Below are 20,653 nucleotides of genomic sequence, written 5' to 3'. Positions count from 1 at the left end.
CCTACGCGGGGCCCTCCGCGAGGACCGCGCGCGAGGGGGCCAGCACGTCCTGGAGCCGGCGCAGGAGCGCCCCGTCGACCGGGCCGGAGGCGCCCGCCTCCCGGAGGGCGTCGACGACCTCCAGGACCTGGGCGTCGACCCAGGGCAGCGGCGGCGCCAGCCCGGCGTCGTCGGCGAAGTACAGCGTGCTCTCCACGCGCGAGAACAGGCCCGTGAAGGAGCGCTCGTTCCCCTGCCCGGCCTCGAGGGCGTAGGCGAGCGCGGCGAGGAAGTCCAGCCGGAAGGCCGCCGGCCCGTCCGGCTCCTCCTCGAGCTGGAGCTCCTCGCTGGAGACCACCTCGTGCAACAGGGAGCCGGACGGGCCGCCCTCGACGTCGGCCTCGACCTCGCGCAGGGCCCGGTCCAGCCACTGCCGGCAGACCTCCGCCCGCGCCCGGCCCTCCTGCGTGTCGTCGTACGCCAGGACCGGGGCGAGGAGCCAGGTGAGCAGGAGGCCCAGGACCGTCCGCTCGCGGGGTCGCAGGTCCGCCGCCTGTCCCTGCAGTCCCGTTCCGTCCACGACCTCCCCCTTCGCACCGGCGCCCGGAACGGCTCAGGATCACCGCGCTGCGCCACCGTGTCAACGGCGTGGGGAGGCCGGCGCCCGCGAGCGGAGGGGACGGGCCGGGCGCTCGCTGGACACCACGACGGCCTCGCTGGACACCACGACGGCCACGACGAGCGGGGCCGTAGGCTGACCTGCTGTGTCCAAGGTTCTGACGTCCCTCCCTGTCGGTGAACGTGTCGGCATCGCCTTCTCCGGTGGTCTCGACACCTCGGTCGCGGTCGCGTGGATGCGTGAGAAGGGGGCGGTCCCCTGCACGTACACCGCGAACCTCGGCCAGTACGACGAGCCCGAGATCGACACCGTCCCGGGCCGCGCCGGCCAGTACGGCGCCGAGCTCGCGCGCCTCGTCGACTGCCGCTCGGCCCTCGTCGAGGAGGGACTGTCGGCCATCGCGTGCGGCGCGTTCCACATCCGCAGCGGCGGTCGCACCTACTTCAACACCACTCCCCTGGGCCGCGCCGTCACCGGCACGCTGCTGGTGCGCGCCATGAAGGAGGACGGCGTCGACATCTGGGGCGACGGCTCGACCTTCAAGGGCAACGACATCGAGCGGTTCTACCGCTACGGCCTGCTGGCCAACCCGTCGCTGCGCATCTACAAGCCGTGGCTCGACGCCGACTTCGTGCACGAGCTCGGCGGGCGGCACGAGATGTCGCAGTGGCTCACCGCCCGCGACCTCCCCTACCGCGCGAGCGCCGAGAAGGCGTACTCCACGGACGCGAACATCTGGGGCGCGACGCACGAGGCCAAGACGCTGGAGTACCTCGACGAGTCCATGGAGGTCGTCGACCCGATCATGGGCGTCGCCTTCTGGGACGAGTCGGTGCACATCGCGGCCGAGGACGTCACCGTCCGGTTCGAGCAGGGCCGCCCCGTCGCGATCAACGGCGAGGACTTCGGTGGCGACGCCGTCGCGCTGGTCGACGAGGCCAACAAGGTCGGTGGCCGCCACGGCCTGGGCATGTCCGACCAGATCGAGAACCGCATCATCGAGGCGAAGTCGCGCGGAATCTACGAGGCCCCGGGCCTCGCGCTGCTGCACATCACCTACGAGCGGCTGCTCAACGCGATCCACAACGAGGACACCATCGCGAGCTACCACGCCGAGGGTCGCCGGCTCGGCCGCCTGCTCTACGAGGGCCGCTGGCTGGACCCGCAGTCGCTGATGCTGCGCGAGTCGCTGCAGCGCTGGGTCGCCTCGGCCGTCACCGGCGAGGTCACCCTGCGGCTGCGGCGCGGCGACGACTACTCGATCATCCGCACCGAGGGCCCGGCGTTCTCGTACCACCCCGAGAAGCTCTCGATGGAGCGCACCGAGGACGCGGCCTTCGGCCCCGTGGACCGGATCGGCCAGCTCACCATGCGCAACCTCGACATCGCGGACAGCCGGGCCAAGCTCGAGCTGTATGCCGCGCAGGGCCAGCTCGTGCGCCGCCACCAGGACCTCGTGGGCGACCTCGAGCCCGGTGGCGCCCGGGCGATCTCGGCGAACCCGAGCGCGGTCGACGTCGACGAGCAGGACGACGCCCTCGACCGCGCGGCGATCGAGTCCGGCACCGACTGACGCACTCCACACGCACAACGGCGGTTGCGCGGCATACCGCGGGTTGTCGTCCCGCGGTATGCCGCGCAACCGCCGTCCTGCCGGGGCCGGCTCAGCCGGGGGGTGAGAGCAGCCCGCGCTGGATCGCGATCGACATCGCCTCGAGCTTGCTGTGCGCGCCGAGCTTCGCCGACAGGTTCGAGACGTGGTTGCGCACGGTGTTGACGCTGACCACGAGCTCGGCCGCGATGGCGGCGTTCGACAGCCCGCGCGCGAGCATGGCCAGCACCTCCTCCTCGCGCCGGGTGAGGGTGGGGCCCGGCGCCGGGCTGCGGGTCAGCTTCGGCAGCAGCCGGGCCAGCATCTCCGGGGAGATCGTCGCCTCCCCCTGCGCCGCTGCCCGGACGGCGCTGGTCACCTCGCCCAGGCTGCGGGTCTTGGACAGGAAGCCGGCCGCGCCCGCCTCGAGCGCGCGCACGAGCACGTCGTCCGAGCTCGAGCCGGTCAGGACGAGCACGTTCATGCTGGGCCGCAGCGCCTTCAGGCCGGCGATCGCCTCGACCCCGTCGCCGTCCGGCAGCCGCCGGTCGAGGATGAGGACGTCGGGCGCGGCCGACTGAACCCTCGCACGGGCCTGGGCGATGCTGCTCGCCAACCCGACGGTCATCACGTCCGGCTCGTCGTCGAGGACACGCGCCAGGCTGGCAGCCACCACCTCGTGGTCGTCCACGATCACGACACGGATCGGCTGTGCCACCCCGGCGTCCTGCGTCACCTCGGCCCCTTCGCTCACGACACCACCTCCGCGCCTAGTATCCATGCACTACCGGCCGGGAAGCGCGCGCACCGGCCTCGGGCCACCTCTCGGCGGCAGAATGAATTGCCACCGAAACCACTCGCTGCGTCAGGAATGTCCGTGCCACCGCTCCGCGTGCTCGTCGCCGACGACCACCCGCAGATGCTCGCCGCGCTCGTGCACGTCATCGAGTCCGACGGCCGGTTCACCGTGGTCGCCCAGGCGTCCAGCGGCGACGACGCCCTGCGGCTCGCGTCCGAGCTGGCCGTCGACCTGGCCCTCCTCGACATCCGTATGCCGGGAGGCGGGGCGGGAGCCGTCGCCGCCGTCGCCGGCCTCCCCGCCGCGCCCGTCGTGGTGGCGGTCTCGGCGGACGTCACCGCCAGCACCGTGCTCGCCGTCGTCCGCGCGGGAGCGGTCGGGTACCTGACCAAGGGCCAGATCGGCGAGGCGCTACCCGACCTGCTGGCCCGGTGCGCGGCCGGCGAGGTGGTCCTGGCGACCGAGACCGCGGCCGGCGCGCTGCGCACCCTGACCCGCCACTGAACTGCGCCCCTGAGGCGCCACCGAGCTGCGCCCCTGAGGCGCCACCGAGCTGGGCCCCTGGGGCGCCACCGACCGGCCACCGGCCCACCTCGCACCGGGTCGGCGCGGACGGCTCGGCCATCCCGTCGCCTGCTCGTCCGTGGCACACGGTTGCCTCCGGGTGCCTACGATGAGGCGGCGAGCACCGCTGGTCGGGACCTGGAGGGGACGGGGATGGCAGAAGCCGCATGGCTGGAGACGCACGAGGGGGCCGATGTCGGCCCCCAGATCATCTTCGGCATGGACGCGACCGGACGGTGCACGCTGTCGGTGGGGCCCGGCCTGGCGGCGCTGGGTTTCGGGCCGAACGAGCTCGTGGGCACGAACCTGCTCGACGTCTACCGGGACGACCCGCTCGGGACGGAGGCCATCACCCGGGCCCTGGCAGGTGAGCGCTTCCACGGCGAACGGGAGTACCTCGGCAGACGCCTCGCCCTGCACTTCGAGCCGCTCCTCGACGACGCCGGCCACGTGACCGGAGCGGCCGGCGTGGCCACGGACGTCACCGACCAGCGGGCGAGTGAGTCTGCCGGAGCCGCGGCCCAGCGGCGCGCGCACGAGCTCGCGTCGGACCTCAGCCGGTTCAAGGCCCTCGTGGAGGCCTCGCCCGACTTCATCGCGATCGCCTCCCTCGACGGCAGGGTCGAGTACCTCAACCCCGGCGGGCGGGCGCTCATCGGCATGCCGGCCGACACCGACGTGCGGCGGACGACGATCACCGACTACCTCACCCCGGAGGGAGTGGCGGCCTCCCTCGAGATCGAGCAGCCGGCGGTGATCCGCGACGGGCACTGGGAGGGTCAGACGACGCTGAAGCGCTGGGCCAGTGACGACTCGATCCCCGTCGTGGTGGCCAGCTTCCTCATGCGTGACATCAGCACGGGCGAGCCGTTCGCGCTCGCCACGGTGCAGCGCGACATCAGCGAGCGCGTCGCTGCCGAGGCATCCCTGCGCGACCTCGTCGAGCAGCGCTCGGCCCTGCTCACCCGCCTCGTGGACGCGCAGGACGCCGAGCGGGCGAGGATCGCCGCCGACGTGCACGACGACCCGGTCCAGGCCTGCGCCGCCGTGGACCTGCGGCTGGGCCTGCTGCGCCGCAGGCTACGCGAGCACGCGCCCGACCTGCTGCCCGAGCTCGACGGCCTGCAGGAGAGCGTGCGTGGCGCGACCGACCGCCTCCGCGCGCTGCTCTTCGACCTCGAGCCCCCGGACCTGCACGAGGGCGTCACCCCCGCACTCGCACGGGCCGTCGAGGAGGTCTTCGAGGGCACCGACGTCATTCGCTCCGTCGACGGCACCGCAGAGCCGCAGATGCCCGAGTCCACGCGTGCCGTCGCCTACCGGATCGCCAAGGAGGCACTCGTCAACGCCTTCAAGCACGCCGGCGCCCGGCACGTCCGGGTGCTCGTGTCAGGCGTTGACGACGGGCTGCAGGTCCTCGTCGAGGACGACGGCGTGGGCCCAGGGGACGGTCTCGAGTCGTCACTGCCCGGGCACCGGGGCGTGTCCGGCATGCGTGACCGGGCCACCCTGGCGGGCGGCCGGTGCTCGGTGGAGGCACGGCCCGAGGGCGGCACCTGCGTCCTGCTGTGGCTGCCCGGTGCGCACTGATCCCCATGCACTAGGCGAATTGCGACGGCGGCACCGGGCGACGGCGCACCCGCGTGAGCGAGGCTTGGGAGTACGCCGACCGGTCCACGTCCCCTGAGGGCCGGTCGGCGCTCCAACCGCCGGGCCTCCCCGCAGACGCCCTGGCGTTCTGAGCACCGGCCGGTCCCGGCATACCCCCCCTGCGCCAGGACCGGCCGGTGCTCGACTTCTCCCCCCGGCTCGTGGGGACCCGACCGTCCCGGCCGGCGGGCTGCAGGCCCCGGCCGCTACCGGACCGGCACCCCGGCGCGGACCAGTCCGTACGTGACGCCGTCCACCAGCGCCTGCCACGACGCCTCGATGATGTTGCCGGCCACGCCGATGGTCTCCCAGGAGGTCGAGCCGTCGGAGGTCTCGATGAGCACGCGCGTGACGGCGTCGGTGCCGTGGGCGGCGTCGAGGATGCGGACGCGGAAGTCGATGAGCTCGAGCTTGTCGAGCTCGGGGTAGGCCGGGACGAGCGCCTGCCGCAGCGCGTGGTCGAGCGCGTTGACGGGGCCGTTCCCCTCGCCGGTCGCGACGACCCGCTGGCCGCCGGCCACCACCTTCACCGTGCCCTCGGAGAGGGCGTCCTCGTCACCGCGGGCGTCGGTGATGACCCGCCACGACTCGACCTCGAAGAAGTCGTGCGTGGCGCCCTCCACCTCGCGGCGCAGCAGCAGCTCGAACGACGCGTCGGCCGCGTCGAAGGTGTATCCGCGCAGCTCGAGCTCCTTGACGGTCGCGAGGACGCGGGCCAGCAGGTCCGGGTCGCCCGACAGGTCGTAGCCGAGCTCGCGCCCCTTGAGCTCGATGGAGGCGCGACCGGCCATGTCCGACACCAGCATCCGCATGTCGTTGCCGACGTGCTGGGGGTCCGTGTGCTGGTACAGGTCGGGGTCCACCTTGATGGCGCTGGCGTGCAGTCCGGCCTTGTGCGCGAACGCGCTGGCGCCGACGTAGGGCTGGCGCGAGTAGGGCGGGACGTTGGTGATCTCGCTGACCGCGTGGGCGATCCGGGTCGCCTCGCGCAGCCGCTCGGGCTGCAGCAGCGGCAGGCCCCGCTTGATCTGCAGGTTGCTCACGACCGTGAGCAGGTCGGCGTTGCCGGTGCGCTCGCCGTACCCGTTGATCGTGCCCTGCACGTGGCTGGCCCCGGCCTCGACGGCGGCCATCGAGTTGGCCACCGCGCACCCGGTGTCGTTGTGGCAGTGGATGCCGACCCGCCCGGCCGTCGCCGCGACGGTGTCCCCCACGACGTCGGTCACCTGCCCGGGCAGCATGCCGCCGTTGGTGTCGCACAGCGCCACGACCTCCGCCCCCGCCTCGAGCGCGGTCCGCACCACCTCGAGGGCGTACGCGCGGTCCGCGGCATACCCGTCGAAGAAGTGCTCGGCGTCGAGGAAGACGCGCCGGCCCTCGCCGGTGAGGAAGGAGACCGTGTCGCGCACCATGGCGAGGTTCTCCTCGAGCGTGGTGCGCAGCGCGGACTCGACGTGGCGCACGTGCGACTTGGCCACGAGGGTGACCACCGGCGCCTCGGAGTCGAGCAGGGCGCGGACCAGCGGGTCGTCGGCAGCGACGCCGCCGGCCCGCCGGGTCGCGCCGAACGCCGCGAGGACGGCGTTGCGCAGCTGCAGCTCGGTGCGGGCCCGGGCGAAGAACTCCGTGTCCTTGGGGTTCGCGCCCGGCCAGCCGCCCTCGATGAAGCCGACGCCCAGCTCGTCGAGGTGCACCGCGATGGCGAGCTTGTCGGCGACCGAGAGGTTGAGCCCCTCCTGCTGCGCGCCGTCGCGCAGGGTCGTGTCGTAGACGTGCAGGTCGCTCATCATCGTTTCCTCGGGGCCGTGTCCGCGGGTGGACCGCCGCGCAGGCGGTCCGGGTCGTCGTCCTGGTGGTCATTCTCCTCGTCGCGCCCGACGCCCGGCATGGGGTGGGTCTGGGCGTCGCCACCGTTCGTGCTGCACGAACAGGCCGTGCTGCACAAACAGAAAGACCCCCCGGGTACGGGAGGTCTGCGCGACGAGAGGGTTCTCGTCGCGCTAGTCGATAATCACCGTGGCGGTGGCCACGTGCCAGGACGTCATGTCCCCATGGTGACAGCCCCGTCCGGACACTGGATGCCGCGTCCGGATGGTGGGCGGCGGCGCTCCACCCAGGGCCCCGCCCGCCGCGCTTCCTAGAAGTGCCCAGACTTCGCGGATGCATGGGACGTTCCCGCTATGGGCGGAGAAGTGCCCTTTCTTCGTATGCCGCGAGGGCGCCCTGGGGAGGCGTGATTGCGAGCGCCCCTATGCGACAGTCCGGGCGCGGGCGCGGTCCTGCGCTGTACGGATGGCTGCGCCCAGTCGCTCGGGCTGTCGCAGGTCCGCCCAGGTCAGCCGGACGACCTCGTACCCAGCCGCTCTCAGCCTGTCCTCCCGACGCTTCTCGCGAGCCAGCGCGTCTCGCCCCCCAGCCCCGGCGTACTTGACCAGCCCGTCGAACTCGACGACGACGCGTTCGTCGACGACGAAGTCGACTCGCCCGATGACGCCGTCGAGGTCCCGCAGGACGACCTGGGACCGCACCGGCAGGCCGAGGCCCTTCAGCACCAGCCGGGCGAGGCTCTCCCCGGGCGACTCGGCACCGGGGTCCACCGCCCCCAGGACCGCAGCAAGGGTGCGACGCTGTCGAGGACCGAACGGCAACTGGTCGGCCCGCATCGCCAACTGCTCCATGGTGGTCTGGCCGGTGTGGACCGAGGCATCCGCCGCGACCAGTCCGGCCTTCAGCGAACGAGCGGCCACCTGGACGACTGCTGTCGTCACGGAGACCGACGGTGTCCCGTTGACGGACGTGCAGGGCTCGTCGTCCGGGAGGGAGCTGACGCGTACGTGCTGGCTGCGGAACGGCGCCACCACGCGCGCGGCGACATCGACGCAACCCATGTCCGCGTCGACCAGCGGGATCCCGAACAGTGCAAGGGCTGCATGGTGCGACGCCCAGGACGGCACCGACCGCGCCAGCACCACGGCACGTACGGTCATGACGTACCTGGCGGTGGCATCCAGGCCGTCAAGGGCTCTGGGCTCGGCATACGCGCCTTGACCGAGGCGCACGACGCGCCCCTTCCTCGCCAGTCGCGACAGGTCCTGGTCCGAGATGCCGTACCCATGCGCCTGTCGCGAGCAGAACACACCGAGCTGCGCCGCAGCGAGGTCGCAGAGGGCGGATGGGAGCGCGCGGTCCATGGCATGAGGGTTTCCTGCGCGGTCGCGGCGCGGACACGTCTCGGCACAGGACTGTGGACAGCCGCAGCAGCACGCGTGCTCCTGTGGACGGAGAAGTGCCCACTCTTCGCGATCAGCCGTGAGGTTCCAGCGTCAGGCGAAGAGTGGGCACTCCTGGCGTCAGAGGCGAGCGGGTGCGGGTCAGACCAGCCGGGTCATCCAGCCGTGGGTGTCCTCGGTGCGGCCGTACTGGATGTCGAGCAGGCGGGTGCGGATGGTCGAGGTGACCTCGCCGATGTCCTCGCCGGCGCGGCGGTGGTCGCACGAGCCGCCGTCCCAGCGCATCTCGCCGACGGGCGTGATGACCGCCGCCGTCCCGCAGGCGAAGATCTCGGCGATCTCGCCCGACGCCGCGCCGTCCTTCCACTCCTGGATGGGCACGCGACGCTCCTCGACCGTCAGCCCGAGCTCCTTGCCGAGCTCGAGCACGGACGAGCGGGTGACGCCCTCGAGGATCGACCCGGTCAGCTCGGGCGTCACCAGCCGGTTGTCCCGGGTGACGAAGAACAGGTTCATCCCGCCGAGCTCCTCGACGTAGGTGTGCGTCGAGGAGTCGAGGAACACCGCCTGGTCGCACCCGTGCTCGATGCCCTCGAGCTGGCCCGCGAGCGAGGAGGCGTAGTTGCCGCCGCACTTGGCCGCTCCGGTGCCGCCCTCCCCCGCCCGGGCGTAGTGCTCCGAGAGCCACAGGGTGACCGGCTTGATGCCGCCGCTGAAGTAGGCGCCGGCAGGCGAGGCGATGACCGAGTAGGTCACCTCCGCGGCGGGCCGGACCCCGAGGAACGCCTCCGAGGCGTACATGAAGGGGCGCAGGTACAGGCTCTTCTCGCCGCCGTCGTACGCCGGCACCCAGGCCTGGTCCACCTCGACGAGGGCGCGCAGCGAGGCGAGGAAGTCGTCCTCGGGCAGCTGCGGCAGCGCCATCCGCGTGGAGCTGCGCAGCATCCGCTGGGCGTTGGCCTCGGGGCGGAACGTCCAGATGGACCCGTCCTCGTGCCGGTAGGCCTTCATGCCCTCGAAGATCTCCTGCGCGTAGTGCAGGACCGCCGCCGACGGCATGAGGGTGATGGGCCCGTATGCCGTGACCTTGCCGTCGTGCCAACCCTCGTCGCGCGTCCACGTGGCCGTGACCATGTGGTCGCTGAAGGTCGTCCCGAACCCCGGGTTCGCCAGTACGGCCTCGCGCTCCGCGTCCGGCCGCGGGTCGGTGCGGCGGGTGACCTCGAAGGTCAGCGGGGCGGCGTTCTGGCTCATGGAGTCCTCCTGCGACGGTGCGGGTTCTCCTGCCGAGGTTACCTGCCTGGCCGGGCGCGTCGGGCAGGAGAGGCGGGCGCCGCCGGGGACCTAGAGCCGGGCGGCGACCGCGTCGCCGACCTCGGTGGTGCTGCGTACCGAGCTGCCCCGCTCGGCGAGGTCCGCCGCCACGGCGGCCTCGACGCGGGCGGCCTCCTCGGGCCGGCCGAGGTGCTCGAGCAGCATCGCGACGGAGAGGATCGTCGCGGTGGGGTCGGCCTTGCCCTGGCCGGCGATGTCCGGGGCCGAGCCGTGGACCGGCTCGAACATGCTCGGCGCCGTCCGGTCGGGGTTGATGTTGCCGCTGGCGGCCAGGCCGATGCCCCCGGCGATGGCGGCGGCGATGTCGGTGATGATGTCGCCGAACAGGTTGTCGGTGACGATCACGTCGAAGCGCCCGGGGTCGGTGGCCAGGAAGATCGTGGCGGCGTCGACGTGCTGGTAGGCCGTCTCGACGTCCGGGAACTCCGCCCCGACCTCCTCGACCGTGCGGCGCCACAGGTGGCCCGCGTGGGTGAGCACGTTGTGCTTGTGGACGAGCGTCAGGTGCTTGCGCGGGCGCGCCTGGGCGCGGGCGAAGGCGTCACGGACGACCCGCTCGACGCCGAAGCGCGTGTTGACGCTGACCTCGGTGGCGATCTCGTTCGGGGTGCCGGTGCGCAGCGAGCCGCCGTTGCCGGTGTACGGGCCCTCGGTGCCCTCGCGCACGACGACGAAGTCGATGCCGTCGGGGGCGACCCGCTCCACGGCCAGCGGGCTCTGGACGCCCGGGTAGAGCTTGGCCGGCCGCAGGTTCACGTAGTGCTCGAGCGCGAACCGCAGCGGCAGCAGGACGCCCCGCTCGAGGACGCCACTGGGGACCGTCGGGTCGCCGATCGCGCCGAGCAGGATGGCGTCGTGGCCGCGGAGCTCCTCGAGGACCGAGTCGGGCAGCGTCTCGCCGGTGGCGTGCCAGCGGCGGGCGCCCAGGTCGTACTCGGTCGTGTGGAACTTGGTGCCGCTGCCGGCGGTGACCGCCTCGAGGACCTTCAGGCCCTCGGCGACGACCTCCGGGCCGATCCCGTCGCCGCCGATGACGGCGAGGGCGACGGTGTCGGTCGAGGGCGTCGTGGCGGAGTCGGACGTCATGGGAGCCAGCCTAGGGATCGTCTTGCCATGCGATATCTCTGTCTCAGATGACGAACGGCCCCGGATCGCGCGGATCGGGGCCGTTCGTCGGGGTTGGCCGGCAGGCCACCCCGGGGAGGGGTGTCAGTCGTCCGAGTGACCCTGCTCGCGCAGGTCCATCGACTCCTGCAGTGCCTGACGTGCCTTCTGGGCTTCTTCGCTCATCACGATCGCTTCCTTCGCGGATCTCCCTGTGCGGACAGGGATTCGGGGTCTTCGGGTTTCGGGGGCCAGCCCTGGGTTCCAGGGGGCCGCTGTCAGCCACGCACGGCGGGATCTCCGCGGCGAGCTGGCTGACTACCGGAACTCGCCGCGGCTGCTAAGAATCACCAGCTGCCGCGCCATGATTCGAGATTACGTGGACGTCCAACTATTCGGAACCGCTTTCCCACTGCGTGAGACGCCGATCGACTCCCGAGATGGCCGGTGCCGACCCCCTGGGACACGTATGCCGTGCGGCCCCGGTGAGGGGCCGCACGGCATACGGGCGTGCTGGGGGCTCGGGCGTCAGTCGAGGTCGACGACGGTGACCTCGGCGCCCACCTCGGAGGCGATGGCGCCCAGGACGTCCGCGGGGACCTTGGTGTCGACGGTGAGGGTGACCAGGGCGGAGCCGCCCTGCTCCTTGCGCGCCACCTGCATGCCCGCGATGTTCACCTGCGCGTCGCCGAGCAGGCGGCCGACCGTGCCGATGACTCCCGGGCGGTCGACGTAGGTGAAGAACGCGAGGTGGTCGGCGAGCGCGACCTCGAGGTCGAAGCCGTTGACGCCCACGATCTTCTCGATGAGGCGCGGGCCCGTGAGGGTGCCGGAGACCGAGACCGTCGAGCCGTCGGCGAGGGTGCCGCGCAGCGTCGTGACGTTGCGGAAGTCGGTGCTCGACGGGTCGGTGAGCAGGCGCACCTCGCAGCCGCGCTGCTCGGCGAGCAGCGGGGCGTTGACATAGGTCACCGGGTCCTCGGTCACGTCGGCGAACAGGCCCTTGAGCGCGGCCAGCTTCCAGATCGACACGTCGTGCTCGGTGATCTCACCCTGCACGTCGACGTCGAGCTGCACCGGGACGGACCCGGCGAGCGCGGTGAAGATGCGGCCGAGCTTCTCGACGAGCGCGATGCCGGGGCGGACCTCCTCGGGGACCGCGCCGCCGTCGACGTTGACCGCGTCGGGCACGAGGTCGCCGCCGAGGGCGAGGCGCACCGACTTGGCCACGGCGACGCCGGCCTTCTCCTGCGCCTCGTCGGTCGAGGCACCGAGGTGCGGGGTCACGACGACCGACTCGAACTCGAACAGCGGGCTCTCGGTGGTCGGCTCGGTCGCGAACACGTCGATGCCGGCGCCGGCGACACGACCCTCGCGCAGGGCCTCGGCGAGGGCCTCCTCGTCGACGATCCCGCCGCGGGCGGCGTTGATGACCCGGACGCTGGGCTTGACCTTGGTGAGCGCCTCCTTGCCGATGAGGCCGAGGGTCTCGGGGCTCTTGGGCAGGTGGACGGTGATGAAGTCGGACTGCTCGAGCAGCTCGTCGAGGCTGACCAGCCGGGCCCCGAGCTGCCCGGCGCGCTGGGCCGAGACGTAGGGGTCGTAGGCGAGGATCTCCATGCCGAAGCCGCGCAGGCGCTCGGCCACGAGCTGGCCGATGCGGCCGAAGCCGACCACGCCGACCTTCTTGTCGAGCAGCTCGACGCCGGAGTACTTGCTGCGCTTCCACGCGCCGCCCTTGAGCGCCTCGTTGGCGGGGGCGATGTTGCGCGCGGTGGCCAGCAGCAGGCCCACGGCTAGCTCGGCGGCGGACGTGATGTTGGAGGTCGGGGCGTTGACCACCATGACGCCGGCCCGGGTGGCGGCGGGGACGTCGACGTTGTCGAGACCCACGCCGGCCCGCGCGATCACCTTGAGGTTCTTGGCCGCGGCGACCGCCTCGGCGTCCATCTTGGTGGCGGAGCGGATGAGGACCGCGTCGGCGTCGGCGAGCGCGGGCAGCAGGGCCTCGCGGGAGGCGCCGTCGACGTGGCGGATCTCGAAGTCGGGCCCGAGGGCGTCGATGGTGGCCGGGGACAGCTCCTCGGCGATGAGGACGATCGGCTTGCTCACGTGGGTTCCTTGGAGGGTTCCGGGGGTGGCTGACGGGGGTCTCGGCACCACGCTGTGCCCGCGGCCAGCATAGGCGCCCTCTCACCATGTGGATGCGGTCGCTCGACATCTGGAACGCACGTCACACCCGGACGCGCCCGGACCCGTGCCTGCGTCCCGGTCACACCGGGGGCGCCAGCCTGCGACGCAACCGGGCGCCGACCATGAGCGACGCGGCGACGAGCAGGGCGGCCGCGACGAGCCCGGCGGCTGCCCACGGCCAGGCGATCCCGCCCAGCCACGCGCGGGCCACGGCGAACCCGACGGTCGTGTAGAGCGCAGCCCAGGCCAGGGAGCCCAGGACGGTCGCCGGCAGGTAGCGCGACAGCGGCATGCGCAGCGACCCGGCGGCCGCGTTGACGGCGGTCTGCAGCCCGACGGTCAGGAACGACAGGGCGACGACGGGCGCACCGAGCCGGCGCACGACGTCCTCGGCACGCTTCACGACCGGACGGTCGAGGTGCCCCGCGAGCCGGCTGCGTCCCCCGCCGTGGCGCAGGCCGCGCCCGGCCCAGTAGGTCAGGTGGGACCGCGCCATGCCGCTGGCGAAGAACAGCGCGAACACCGCGGCATACGGCCATCCGTCGACGAGCTCCCTCACGCGGCCCACCCTAGGGCCGCCCGTCACCGCCCTCGCTCCCCCGCCCCCCGGCACGCGAGACGGCGGGGCCCCCGACCCCGCCAGCCCTACTTGAGGACGACGAGCCCGTCGACGTAGGCGGCCCTGGAGGAGGCAGGACGGACCACCACGGTGCCGGAGCGGGTCCGCGTGAAGGACGGCAACCAGACCTGCTGGCGGTACCTCGTGCTGGAGGCGTAGGTGCTCAGCCTTCCCACCTTCACCCCGCCGACCCACACGTCCAACGGCGCACAGGTGGAGCACCGAGTGACCACGAGTCCGATGCGACGACCCGCGACACCGGTACGGCTGAGGTACTGGCTCGTCCCGGTCACCTTGGTGAAGGTTCCGTCGAAGGCGGCCCGCGTCGTGCCCCGCACCCCGCCCCTGACCGCAAGGGCCCGGTCGTCCAGGGCGACCGACACGCACCGCTCGGCACTGAACGCCCCCACGTTGCCGACGCTGTCGCGGGCCCGTACCGAGAAGCAGTAGCTGACACCGGGGGTGAGGACGACCGGCAGGCCCGCGGTCCTGCGGCCCTGCCAGCCGGCCGGGTACGAGTACGCGGACCAGCCGCCTCCGAGCAGGGCGTACCGACGACGGACGTCGTACGACGCCACCACACCACCGCCGGAGTCCTTGCCCGTCCAGCCAACGGTGAGCCCGGTCCCCAGCAGGACCCCGGGCAGTGACCCCATGGTGACGGCGGGGGCAGCCCGGTCCACCGTCCAGGTCAGGTTCGCGGGCTGGCTGCCCCGGCCGGCCGGGTCCACGCTGACGACGGCCGCAGAGTGCGGCCCGGCTGCGAGCCCCGAAGGGCGCCACGACGTCGAGCAGGCCTGCCAGGCTCCCGAGTCGAGGCTGCACGAGTAGGACAACCCCCCGACTGCGTCGTCGGTGTCACCACCCGTGACCGTGATGGTCGCCGCGCTGCCCGTCACCGGTGGCACGGTGGCGGTCGACGTCGGGGCGGCGTCGGCCGTGGCGACCCACGCCGGCCCCTTGGGGGCTACTGCCGACATGGGCGTCCACGAGGTCGCCGTGCCCGATACCGGCACGTCGAGTGCCACCGTGCCCGACGGCCCAGCGATGCACGCGGCCCCGCTGACCTGGACAGCGAGCTTGCCGGCGGACGGAGACCATGCGGGCTCGCCCAGCCGGCACCCTGTCGGTGCCCAGAGGGTGGTCACGGTGCCTCCTGCCGCTCGTCGCAGGGTGCCGCCCGCACTGTCGGCGTCGACCCACACGACATCTCCGGTGCGGGAGACCGCGACCGAGGTGGACAGCCGCGAGTTCTCGTCCTGCACGGCGCTGCTGCCTGCGACCGGCGTCGACGCCTCCCCGGCGACCTTGGTCCACCGCAGGCCAGTGGCCAACCCACCCGAGGCGGTCATGCCGCCACCGAGCAGGAGTGACGTCCCATCGGGTGACCACCCGTAGGGCACCCCTTGGCTGGCGAGGTGCGTCACGGCGCCTGATGCGATGTCGACCAGGGCCACCGTGAGGCCGAGCGCGCTGCCGTCCGTGTAGGCGATCCGCCCACCGTCCGGCGAGAACCGCGGCCGCCCGTACATTCTCTGGTCGACGGACCTGGCCAGCAGGGTCGGCGAGCCACCCTGTCGATCGGTGAGGAAGAGCCACGCGGTGCCGGTGGCGTCGTCGTAGGTGGCGATGGCGAGGTGGCGACGGTCCGGCGAGACAGCGACACCGGACGTGATGGCGCCGGACGGCCTGGGGAGGGCGACCCATTCGGGATCCTCGTGGTTCCCCGAGCCGATGGCGTCCACGGCCCCGAGTCCGAGCACAGCGTCGGTCGGCATGACCCCGGAGACGCTCCCCGATGGCAGCGAGGACGTGCCGGCAGCATCGACCGTGCGCGCCCGGTAGGCCACCTTCGATCCCACACTCACCGACGTGTCGGTCCAGTCGAACCCGGAGGCGGCCTGGCGGTGGACCTCTGTCCACGGACCCGAGTCGGTCTCCCGCTCGATGACCATCTGCGCCCCGGGGGCCATGTCGGCGGCCCCCGGCACATCGAGCCGCAGGGCGACGGCATCGGTCGTTCGCGCCAACCACTGGATCGACGGGGCGGCGACCTCGCCGTACACGGCGACGCTGCCCGTCGCGACCGCGCCGGGCTGCCCAGCGACCGTGCCTCGGACCTCGAAGCCGTAGCCCGAGGGCCACGGCACGAGATCGGCAGTGGTCGCGATCCGCACGGTGAGGTCACAGCTGCCCCCGGGCGCGAGCGTCACACCGTCACAGACGGGGTCGACCCCGACAGAGAGCCCGGCGTAGCCGCTCAGGGCGTCGAGGGCCCCGACGGTCGCCGCGCTCGACCCGTCGTTGCGCAGGCGCCAACTGTCCGTCGCCGAGTGGCCTCGCACCACTGCTGGCGCCTCCCCCACGTGCTCCAGGACGACGTGCGGCATCGGCGCCGGCGAGAAGTAGCGGATGTGGCGGCGGTGCAGGAGCCCGTCCCCGCAGGCCCAGGCGAAGTCGGCGCCGAACTCGACCGGGACGCCGTCCGCCGCGTAGACGACGTCGTGGACGGTGACCTGACCGGTCGCCGTTCCCTGCGCGCAGTAGTCACGAAAGGCGACCGTCGACGCGTCGGCCGTCGGACCCAGCCGGTAGCTGCCAGGGCCGGGGATGCGCCCGAATGCCCAGTCGTAGGGGTAGGCGAGGCCGGTGAAACCGTCGAACGCACGGCCGAGCGTGACGGAGTCGCTGCGCATCGGCGAGGGCGTCGACCAGGACTCCTGGTCGCCGTCGACCATCCACGTGCTCGCCCCGGCGGGAGCCACCCAGGCCGAGGCCCCTCGTGCAGCGCTGACGGGGAGGGAGGCCGGTCCCGGCGTGCCGCCGTCGAGAGCCGCCACCGTGTAGGTGGCCGCCTGCCCGGGTAGCAGCGCCGTGTCGCTGTACGAGGACGCGGTGCTCACGTCGAGCGTGGTCGAGGCGCCGCCGGTGGACCGCGTGATGCGCCACTGCCTGACGTAGTAGTCCTGCGACGGCCACTCGAGCAGGACACCGTCGGGGGCTCCGTAGGCGACCACCGTCGGCGCGGGCTCGACCGCCGAAGCGGGCAGTCCGCTCAGGGACGACGCGAGGATCGCCAATCCGACCACGGGGACCACCGCATACCAACGCCGAACCACCGCGCACCCCTCCAGGTCTGCTCACCCGCCCGGGGCAGGCTAGTCGACGCGAAGCGGGCGCACCGGGCCTTTGAGGAGAAACGGCCGACACGACCGAGAGACGCGAGACGGCGGTGGAGCGCTGGTGTGGTCGGCCGCCTGTCAGCGGGCCGCGGAACCCTCGACGTAGTCGCTGTCGGTGTCCTTGACCCAGGCCATGAGCTTGCGCAGGTCGCGGCCGGTGGCCTCGATCGGGTGCTGGGCACCCTTCTCGCGCAGGGCCTTGAACTCCGGGGCGCCGGCGTCCTGGTCGTCGATGAACCGCTGGGCGAACGCGCCGCTCTTGATGTCGGCGAGCACCGCCTTCATGTTCTCCTTGACGTGCTCGTCGATGACGCGCGGGCCCGACACGTAGTCGCCGTACTCGGCCGTGTCCGACACCGACCAGCGCTGCTTGGCGATGCCGCCCTCGACCATGAGGTCGACGATGAGCTTGAGCTCGTGCAGGCACTCGAAGTACGCGACCTCGGGCTGGTAGCCCGCCTCGACCAGGGTCTCGAAGCCGTACATGATCAGCTGGCTCGCGCCACCGCAGAGCACGGACTGCTCACCGAACAGGTCGGTCTCGGTCTCCTCGGTGAACGTCGTCCGGATCCCGCCGGCACGCAGGCCGCCGATCGCCTTGGCGTAGGACTTCGCGAGGTCCCAGGCCGTGCCGCTGGCGTCCTGCTCGACCGCGAGCAGCACCGGGACACCGCGGCCGTCGACGTACTCGCGGCGCACGAGGTGGCCCGGGCCCTTGGGGGCGACCATGACGACGTCCGAGCCGGCCTCGGGCTTGATGTAGCCGAACCGGATGTTGAAGCCGTGGCCGAACAGCAGCGCCGCACCCTCCTTGAGGTTGGGCTTGATGTCGTTGGCATACACCGTCCGCTGGACCTGGTCGGGCGTGAGGATGACGACGAGGTCGGCCTCCTTCACGGCGTCGGCGACGGACGTGACGGTGAGGCCCTCGTTCTCGGCCTTCGCCCGGCTCTTGCTGCCCTCGGCGAGGCCGACACGGACGTCGACGCCCGAGTCGCGCAGGTTGAGCGCGTGAGCGTGGCCCTGGCTGCCGTAGCCGATGACGGCCACCTTCTTGCCCTGGACCACACTCAGGTCAGCGTCGTCGTCGTAGAACATCTCGGCCACGGTGGCCAACTCCTTAGGTTGCGGGTTTCGTCCTGCTTGCTGGGACTTCGGTTGGTCTTCGGTATGCCGTGTGCTCACCACGGCGCGGGGGTCAGGCGGAGCGCAGCGCCCGGTCGGTGATCGAGCGCGAGCCGCGCCCGATGGCCACCATCCCGGACTGCACGAGCTCCTTGACCCCGAACGGCTCGAGCACCTCGAGGAAGGCGGCCAGCTTGTCCCGGTTGCCGGTCACCTCGATCGTGAGCGTGTCGCTCGCGACGTCGACGACCTTGGCACGGAACAGCTGCACGGTCTCCAGGACGTGGCTGCGGCTGTTCAGGTCGGTGCGGACCTTGACGAGAAGGATCTCGCGCTGGACCGACGCGTTCGGCTCGAGCTCGACGACCTTGAGCACCTCGACGAGCTTGTTGAGCTGCTTGGTCACCTGCTCCAGCGGCAGGTCCTCCACGTCGACGACCACGGTCATCCGCGAGATCTCGGCGTGCTCGGTCGGGCCCACGGCGAGGGAGTCGATGTTGAAGCCCCGCCGCGAGAACAGCGCCGCGATGCGCGCCAGCACACCGGGCTTGTTCTCGACCAGGACGGACAGCGTGTGCTTGCTCATGCGCGGTTCGCCTCCTGCTGGGCCTGCGACTGCTCCGCCGCGACCTGGTCGGCCACGGCCTCCTCCGCCGTCGTGTCGTCCTCGCGGTCCCACTGCGGCGCGGTGTCCTTGGCGACCTGGATGGCGTCGTTGCTCACGCCCGCCGGGACCATCGGCCAGACCATCGCGTCACGGTGCACGACGAAGTCGACCACGACCGGGACGTCGTTGATCTCCATGGCCTTGGCGATCGTCGCGTCGATGTCCTCGGGCCGCTCGCACCGCAGGCCGACACAGCCGTAGGCCTCGGCGAGCTTGACGAAGTCGGGCACGCGGCGGCCGACCGACGTGTGCAGGTCGGTGTTGGAGTAGCGCTGGTTGTAGAACAGCGACTGCCACTGCCGCACCATGCCCAGGCTGCTGTTGTTGATGACCGCGACCTTGATCGGGATGTTGTTGATGACGCAGGTCGCGAGCTCCTGGTTGGTCATCTGGAAGCAGCCGTCGCCGTCGATCGCCCAGACGGTGCGCTCGGGCTCGGCGACCTTGGCACCCATGGCGGCCGGCACGGCATACCCCATCGTCCCGAGGCCACCACTGTTGAGCCACGCGTTCGGGCGCTCGTACTGCACGAACTGGGCGGCCCACATCTGGTGCTGGCCGACGCCGGCGACGTAGGTCGCCTCGGGCCCGGCGATGGCGCCGATGCGCTCGATGACCTGCTGCGGCGCGACGGTGTCGCCGCCCTCGGGCGTCGTGTAGCCGAGCGGGAAGGTGGCCTTCCAGCCGGCGGTCTGCTCGCGCCAGGCGGTGTAGTCCCCCGCGCGGCCGGCCTCGTGGTCGGCCGTCACGGCGGCAGTGAGCTCGGTGAGGACCTCGCGCACGTCACCGACGATCGGGACGTCGGCGACGCGGTTCTTGGAGATCTCGGCCGGGTCGATGTCGGCGTGGATCACCTTGGCCTCGGGGGCGAACGTCGACAGCAGGCCGGTGACCCGGTCGTCGAACCGTGCGCCCAGGGTGATGAGCAGGTCCGACTTCTGCAGCGCGGTGACGGCCGCGACCGAGCCGTGCATCCCCGGCATGCCGAGGTGCAGGGGGTGGCTGTCGGGCACCGCGCCCCGAGCCATGAGCGTGGTGACGACGGGGATCTGCGTCAGCTCGACGAACGCCCGCAGCTCCTCGGAGGCCTGGCCGCGCACGACCCCGCCGCCGACGTAGAGGACCGGCCGCTTGGCCTCGGCGACGAGCCGGGCCGCCTCGCGGATCTGCTTGTTGTGCGGGCGGGCGACCGGCCGGTACCCCGGCAGGTCGAACTTCGGCGGCCACGAGAAGACCGTCCGGGCCTGGAGGGCGTCCTTGGAGATGTCGACGAGCACCGGCCCGGGGCGGCCGGTCGAGGCGATGTGGAAGGCCTCGGCGACCACGCGCGGGATGTCGGCCGCGTCGGTGACGAGGTAGTTGTGCTTGGTGATCGGCATCGTGATGCCGCGGATGTCAGCCTCCTGGAAGGCGTCCGTGCCGATCGCGCTCGAGCTCACCTGGCCGGTGATCGCCACGATGGGCACCGAGTCCATGTAGGCGTCGGCGATCGCGGTGACCAGGTTCGTCGCGCCGGGGCCGGACGTCGCCATGCAGACACCGACCCTGCCGGTCGCGCTGGCATAGCCCTCGGCCGCGTGGCCGGCGCCCTGCTCGTGGCGCACGAGGACGTGGCGCACCTTCGTGGAGTCCAGCAACGGGTCGTATGCCGGGAGGATCGCGCCGCCCGGGATGCCGAAGACGGTGTCGACGCCCACGGACTCGAGCGAGAGCACGAGGCTCTGGGCACCCGTGACCTGGGTGGGGGTCTTGGCGCGGGCCTGCTGCGCCACCTGGCTCGGGCTGGGTGCCGGCGTCGGGGCCGGTCTCGCGTCGCTCACGTCGGTCTCACTGCTTTCGCTTCTCGCTGGGTCTGGCCACACCGTGTCGATTCACAAAAAATGCCCCCCAGTCCCGTGGCGGGACGACGGAGGGCAGCGCGCGGGCTCTTCGGGGGAAGGGCCTGCGCGCTAGGGAAGTACGAGAATCCGTGCCACACGAGCACTCTCCCGCCGTG

General features: G+C 72.1%; 15 protein-coding genes and 1 pseudogene. 3 read left to right on the top strand and 13 right to left on the bottom strand.

The window, feature by feature from the left end; translation table 11 throughout:
- Position 1: 1 nt before the first annotated feature.
- Positions 2-559 carry a hypothetical protein gene (locus J2X64_RS13230; protein ID WP_310155187.1) on the bottom strand — a complete coding sequence of 186 codons (558 nt, stop codon included), beginning with the start codon at positions 557-559 and terminating at the stop codon, positions 2-4.
- A 184-nt stretch (positions 560-743) separates the two neighbouring features.
- Here J2X64_RS13230 and argG point away from each other — a divergent pair, with 184 nt between their 5' ends.
- Complete coding sequence (gene argG / locus J2X64_RS13225; RefSeq protein WP_310155184.1) at positions 744-2,171, top strand: argininosuccinate synthase; 1,428 nt, start codon at positions 744-746, stop codon at positions 2,169-2,171.
- A gap of 91 nt (positions 2,172-2,262) precedes the next feature.
- Here argG and J2X64_RS13220 read toward each other — a convergent pair whose 3' ends face one another.
- Positions 2,263-2,943 carry a response regulator transcription factor gene (locus J2X64_RS13220; protein WP_310155181.1) on the bottom strand — a complete coding sequence of 227 codons (681 nt, stop codon included), beginning with the start codon at positions 2,941-2,943 and terminating at the stop codon, positions 2,263-2,265.
- A 123-nt stretch (positions 2,944-3,066) separates the two neighbouring features.
- Here J2X64_RS13220 and J2X64_RS13215 point away from each other — a divergent pair, with 123 nt between their 5' ends.
- Positions 3,067-3,492 (top strand): response regulator, encoded by a 426-nt coding sequence (locus J2X64_RS13215; protein WP_310155178.1) that lies wholly within the window; start codon positions 3,067-3,069, stop codon positions 3,490-3,492.
- Between the two features lie 213 nt (positions 3,493-3,705).
- Positions 3,706-5,142, top strand: a complete 1,437-nt coding sequence (locus J2X64_RS13210; protein WP_310155174.1) for a PAS domain-containing protein — start codon at positions 3,706-3,708, stop codon at positions 5,140-5,142.
- A gap of 266 nt (positions 5,143-5,408) precedes the next feature.
- Here the strand turns inward: J2X64_RS13210 and cimA are convergent, their stop codons facing one another.
- The 11 genes and pseudogenes from cimA to J2X64_RS13160 all read right to left on the bottom strand — a co-directional run bounded on the left by cimA (position 5,409) and on the right by J2X64_RS13160 (position 20,477).
- Positions 5,409-6,989 carry a citramalate synthase gene (cimA, locus tag J2X64_RS13205; protein ID WP_310155171.1) on the bottom strand — a complete coding sequence of 527 codons (1,581 nt, stop codon included), beginning with the start codon at positions 6,987-6,989 and terminating at the stop codon, positions 5,409-5,411.
- A 462-nt stretch (positions 6,990-7,451) separates the two neighbouring features.
- Positions 7,452-8,189, bottom strand: a complete 738-nt coding sequence (locus J2X64_RS13200; RefSeq protein ID WP_310155168.1) for a hypothetical protein — start codon at positions 8,187-8,189, stop codon at positions 7,452-7,454.
- A gap of 51 nt (positions 8,190-8,240) precedes the next feature.
- Positions 8,241-8,393: pseudogene (locus tag J2X64_RS19175) on the bottom strand (type IV toxin-antitoxin system AbiEi family antitoxin domain-containing protein); the annotation flags it as partial.
- A 180-nt stretch (positions 8,394-8,573) separates the two neighbouring features.
- The gene (locus tag J2X64_RS13195) at positions 8,574-9,686 is read right to left on the bottom strand and encodes a branched-chain amino acid aminotransferase (protein WP_310155165.1); all 1,113 of its coding nucleotides are present in this window, start codon (positions 9,684-9,686) and stop codon (positions 8,574-8,576) included.
- Positions 9,687-9,776: 90 nt separating this feature from the next.
- Positions 9,777-10,853 (bottom strand): 3-isopropylmalate dehydrogenase, encoded by a 1,077-nt coding sequence (locus J2X64_RS13190; RefSeq protein WP_310155162.1) that lies wholly within the window; start codon positions 10,851-10,853, stop codon positions 9,777-9,779.
- A 546-nt stretch (positions 10,854-11,399) separates the two neighbouring features.
- Positions 11,400-12,983 carry a phosphoglycerate dehydrogenase gene (gene serA / locus J2X64_RS13185; protein ID WP_310155157.1) on the bottom strand — a complete coding sequence of 528 codons (1,584 nt, stop codon included), beginning with the start codon at positions 12,981-12,983 and terminating at the stop codon, positions 11,400-11,402.
- Positions 12,984-13,143: 160 nt separating this feature from the next.
- Positions 13,144-13,623: a VTT domain-containing protein gene (locus tag J2X64_RS13180; protein WP_310155156.1), complete on the bottom strand. Its 480-nt coding sequence runs from the start codon at positions 13,621-13,623 to the stop codon at positions 13,144-13,146.
- 86 nt (positions 13,624-13,709) lie between these two features.
- Positions 13,710-16,772, bottom strand: coding sequence for a hypothetical protein (locus tag J2X64_RS13175; RefSeq protein ID WP_310155152.1), 3,063 nt, complete (start codon positions 16,770-16,772; stop codon positions 13,710-13,712).
- 171 nt (positions 16,773-16,943) lie between these two features.
- Positions 16,944-17,972, bottom strand: a complete 1,029-nt coding sequence (gene ilvC, locus J2X64_RS13170; RefSeq protein ID WP_310155149.1) for a ketol-acid reductoisomerase — start codon at positions 17,970-17,972, stop codon at positions 16,944-16,946.
- A 91-nt stretch (positions 17,973-18,063) separates the two neighbouring features.
- Entirely contained in the window at positions 18,064-18,576 is a 513-nt protein-coding gene (gene ilvN / locus J2X64_RS13165) for an acetolactate synthase small subunit (RefSeq protein ID WP_310155145.1), read from the bottom strand.
- Positions 18,573-20,477: an acetolactate synthase large subunit gene (locus tag J2X64_RS13160; protein ID WP_310155142.1), complete on the bottom strand. Its 1,905-nt coding sequence runs from the start codon at positions 20,475-20,477 to the stop codon at positions 18,573-18,575. The genes ilvN and J2X64_RS13160 overlap by 4 nt, the downstream gene beginning before the upstream one ends.
- Positions 20,478-20,653 lie beyond the last annotated feature (176 nt).

It is taken from the genome of Phycicoccus sp. 3266 (assembly GCF_031456495.1).
Classification (GTDB): Bacteria; Actinomycetota; Actinomycetes; order Actinomycetales; family Dermatophilaceae; genus Pedococcus.
This window is presented reverse-complemented; position numbering and strand designations above follow the sequence as displayed.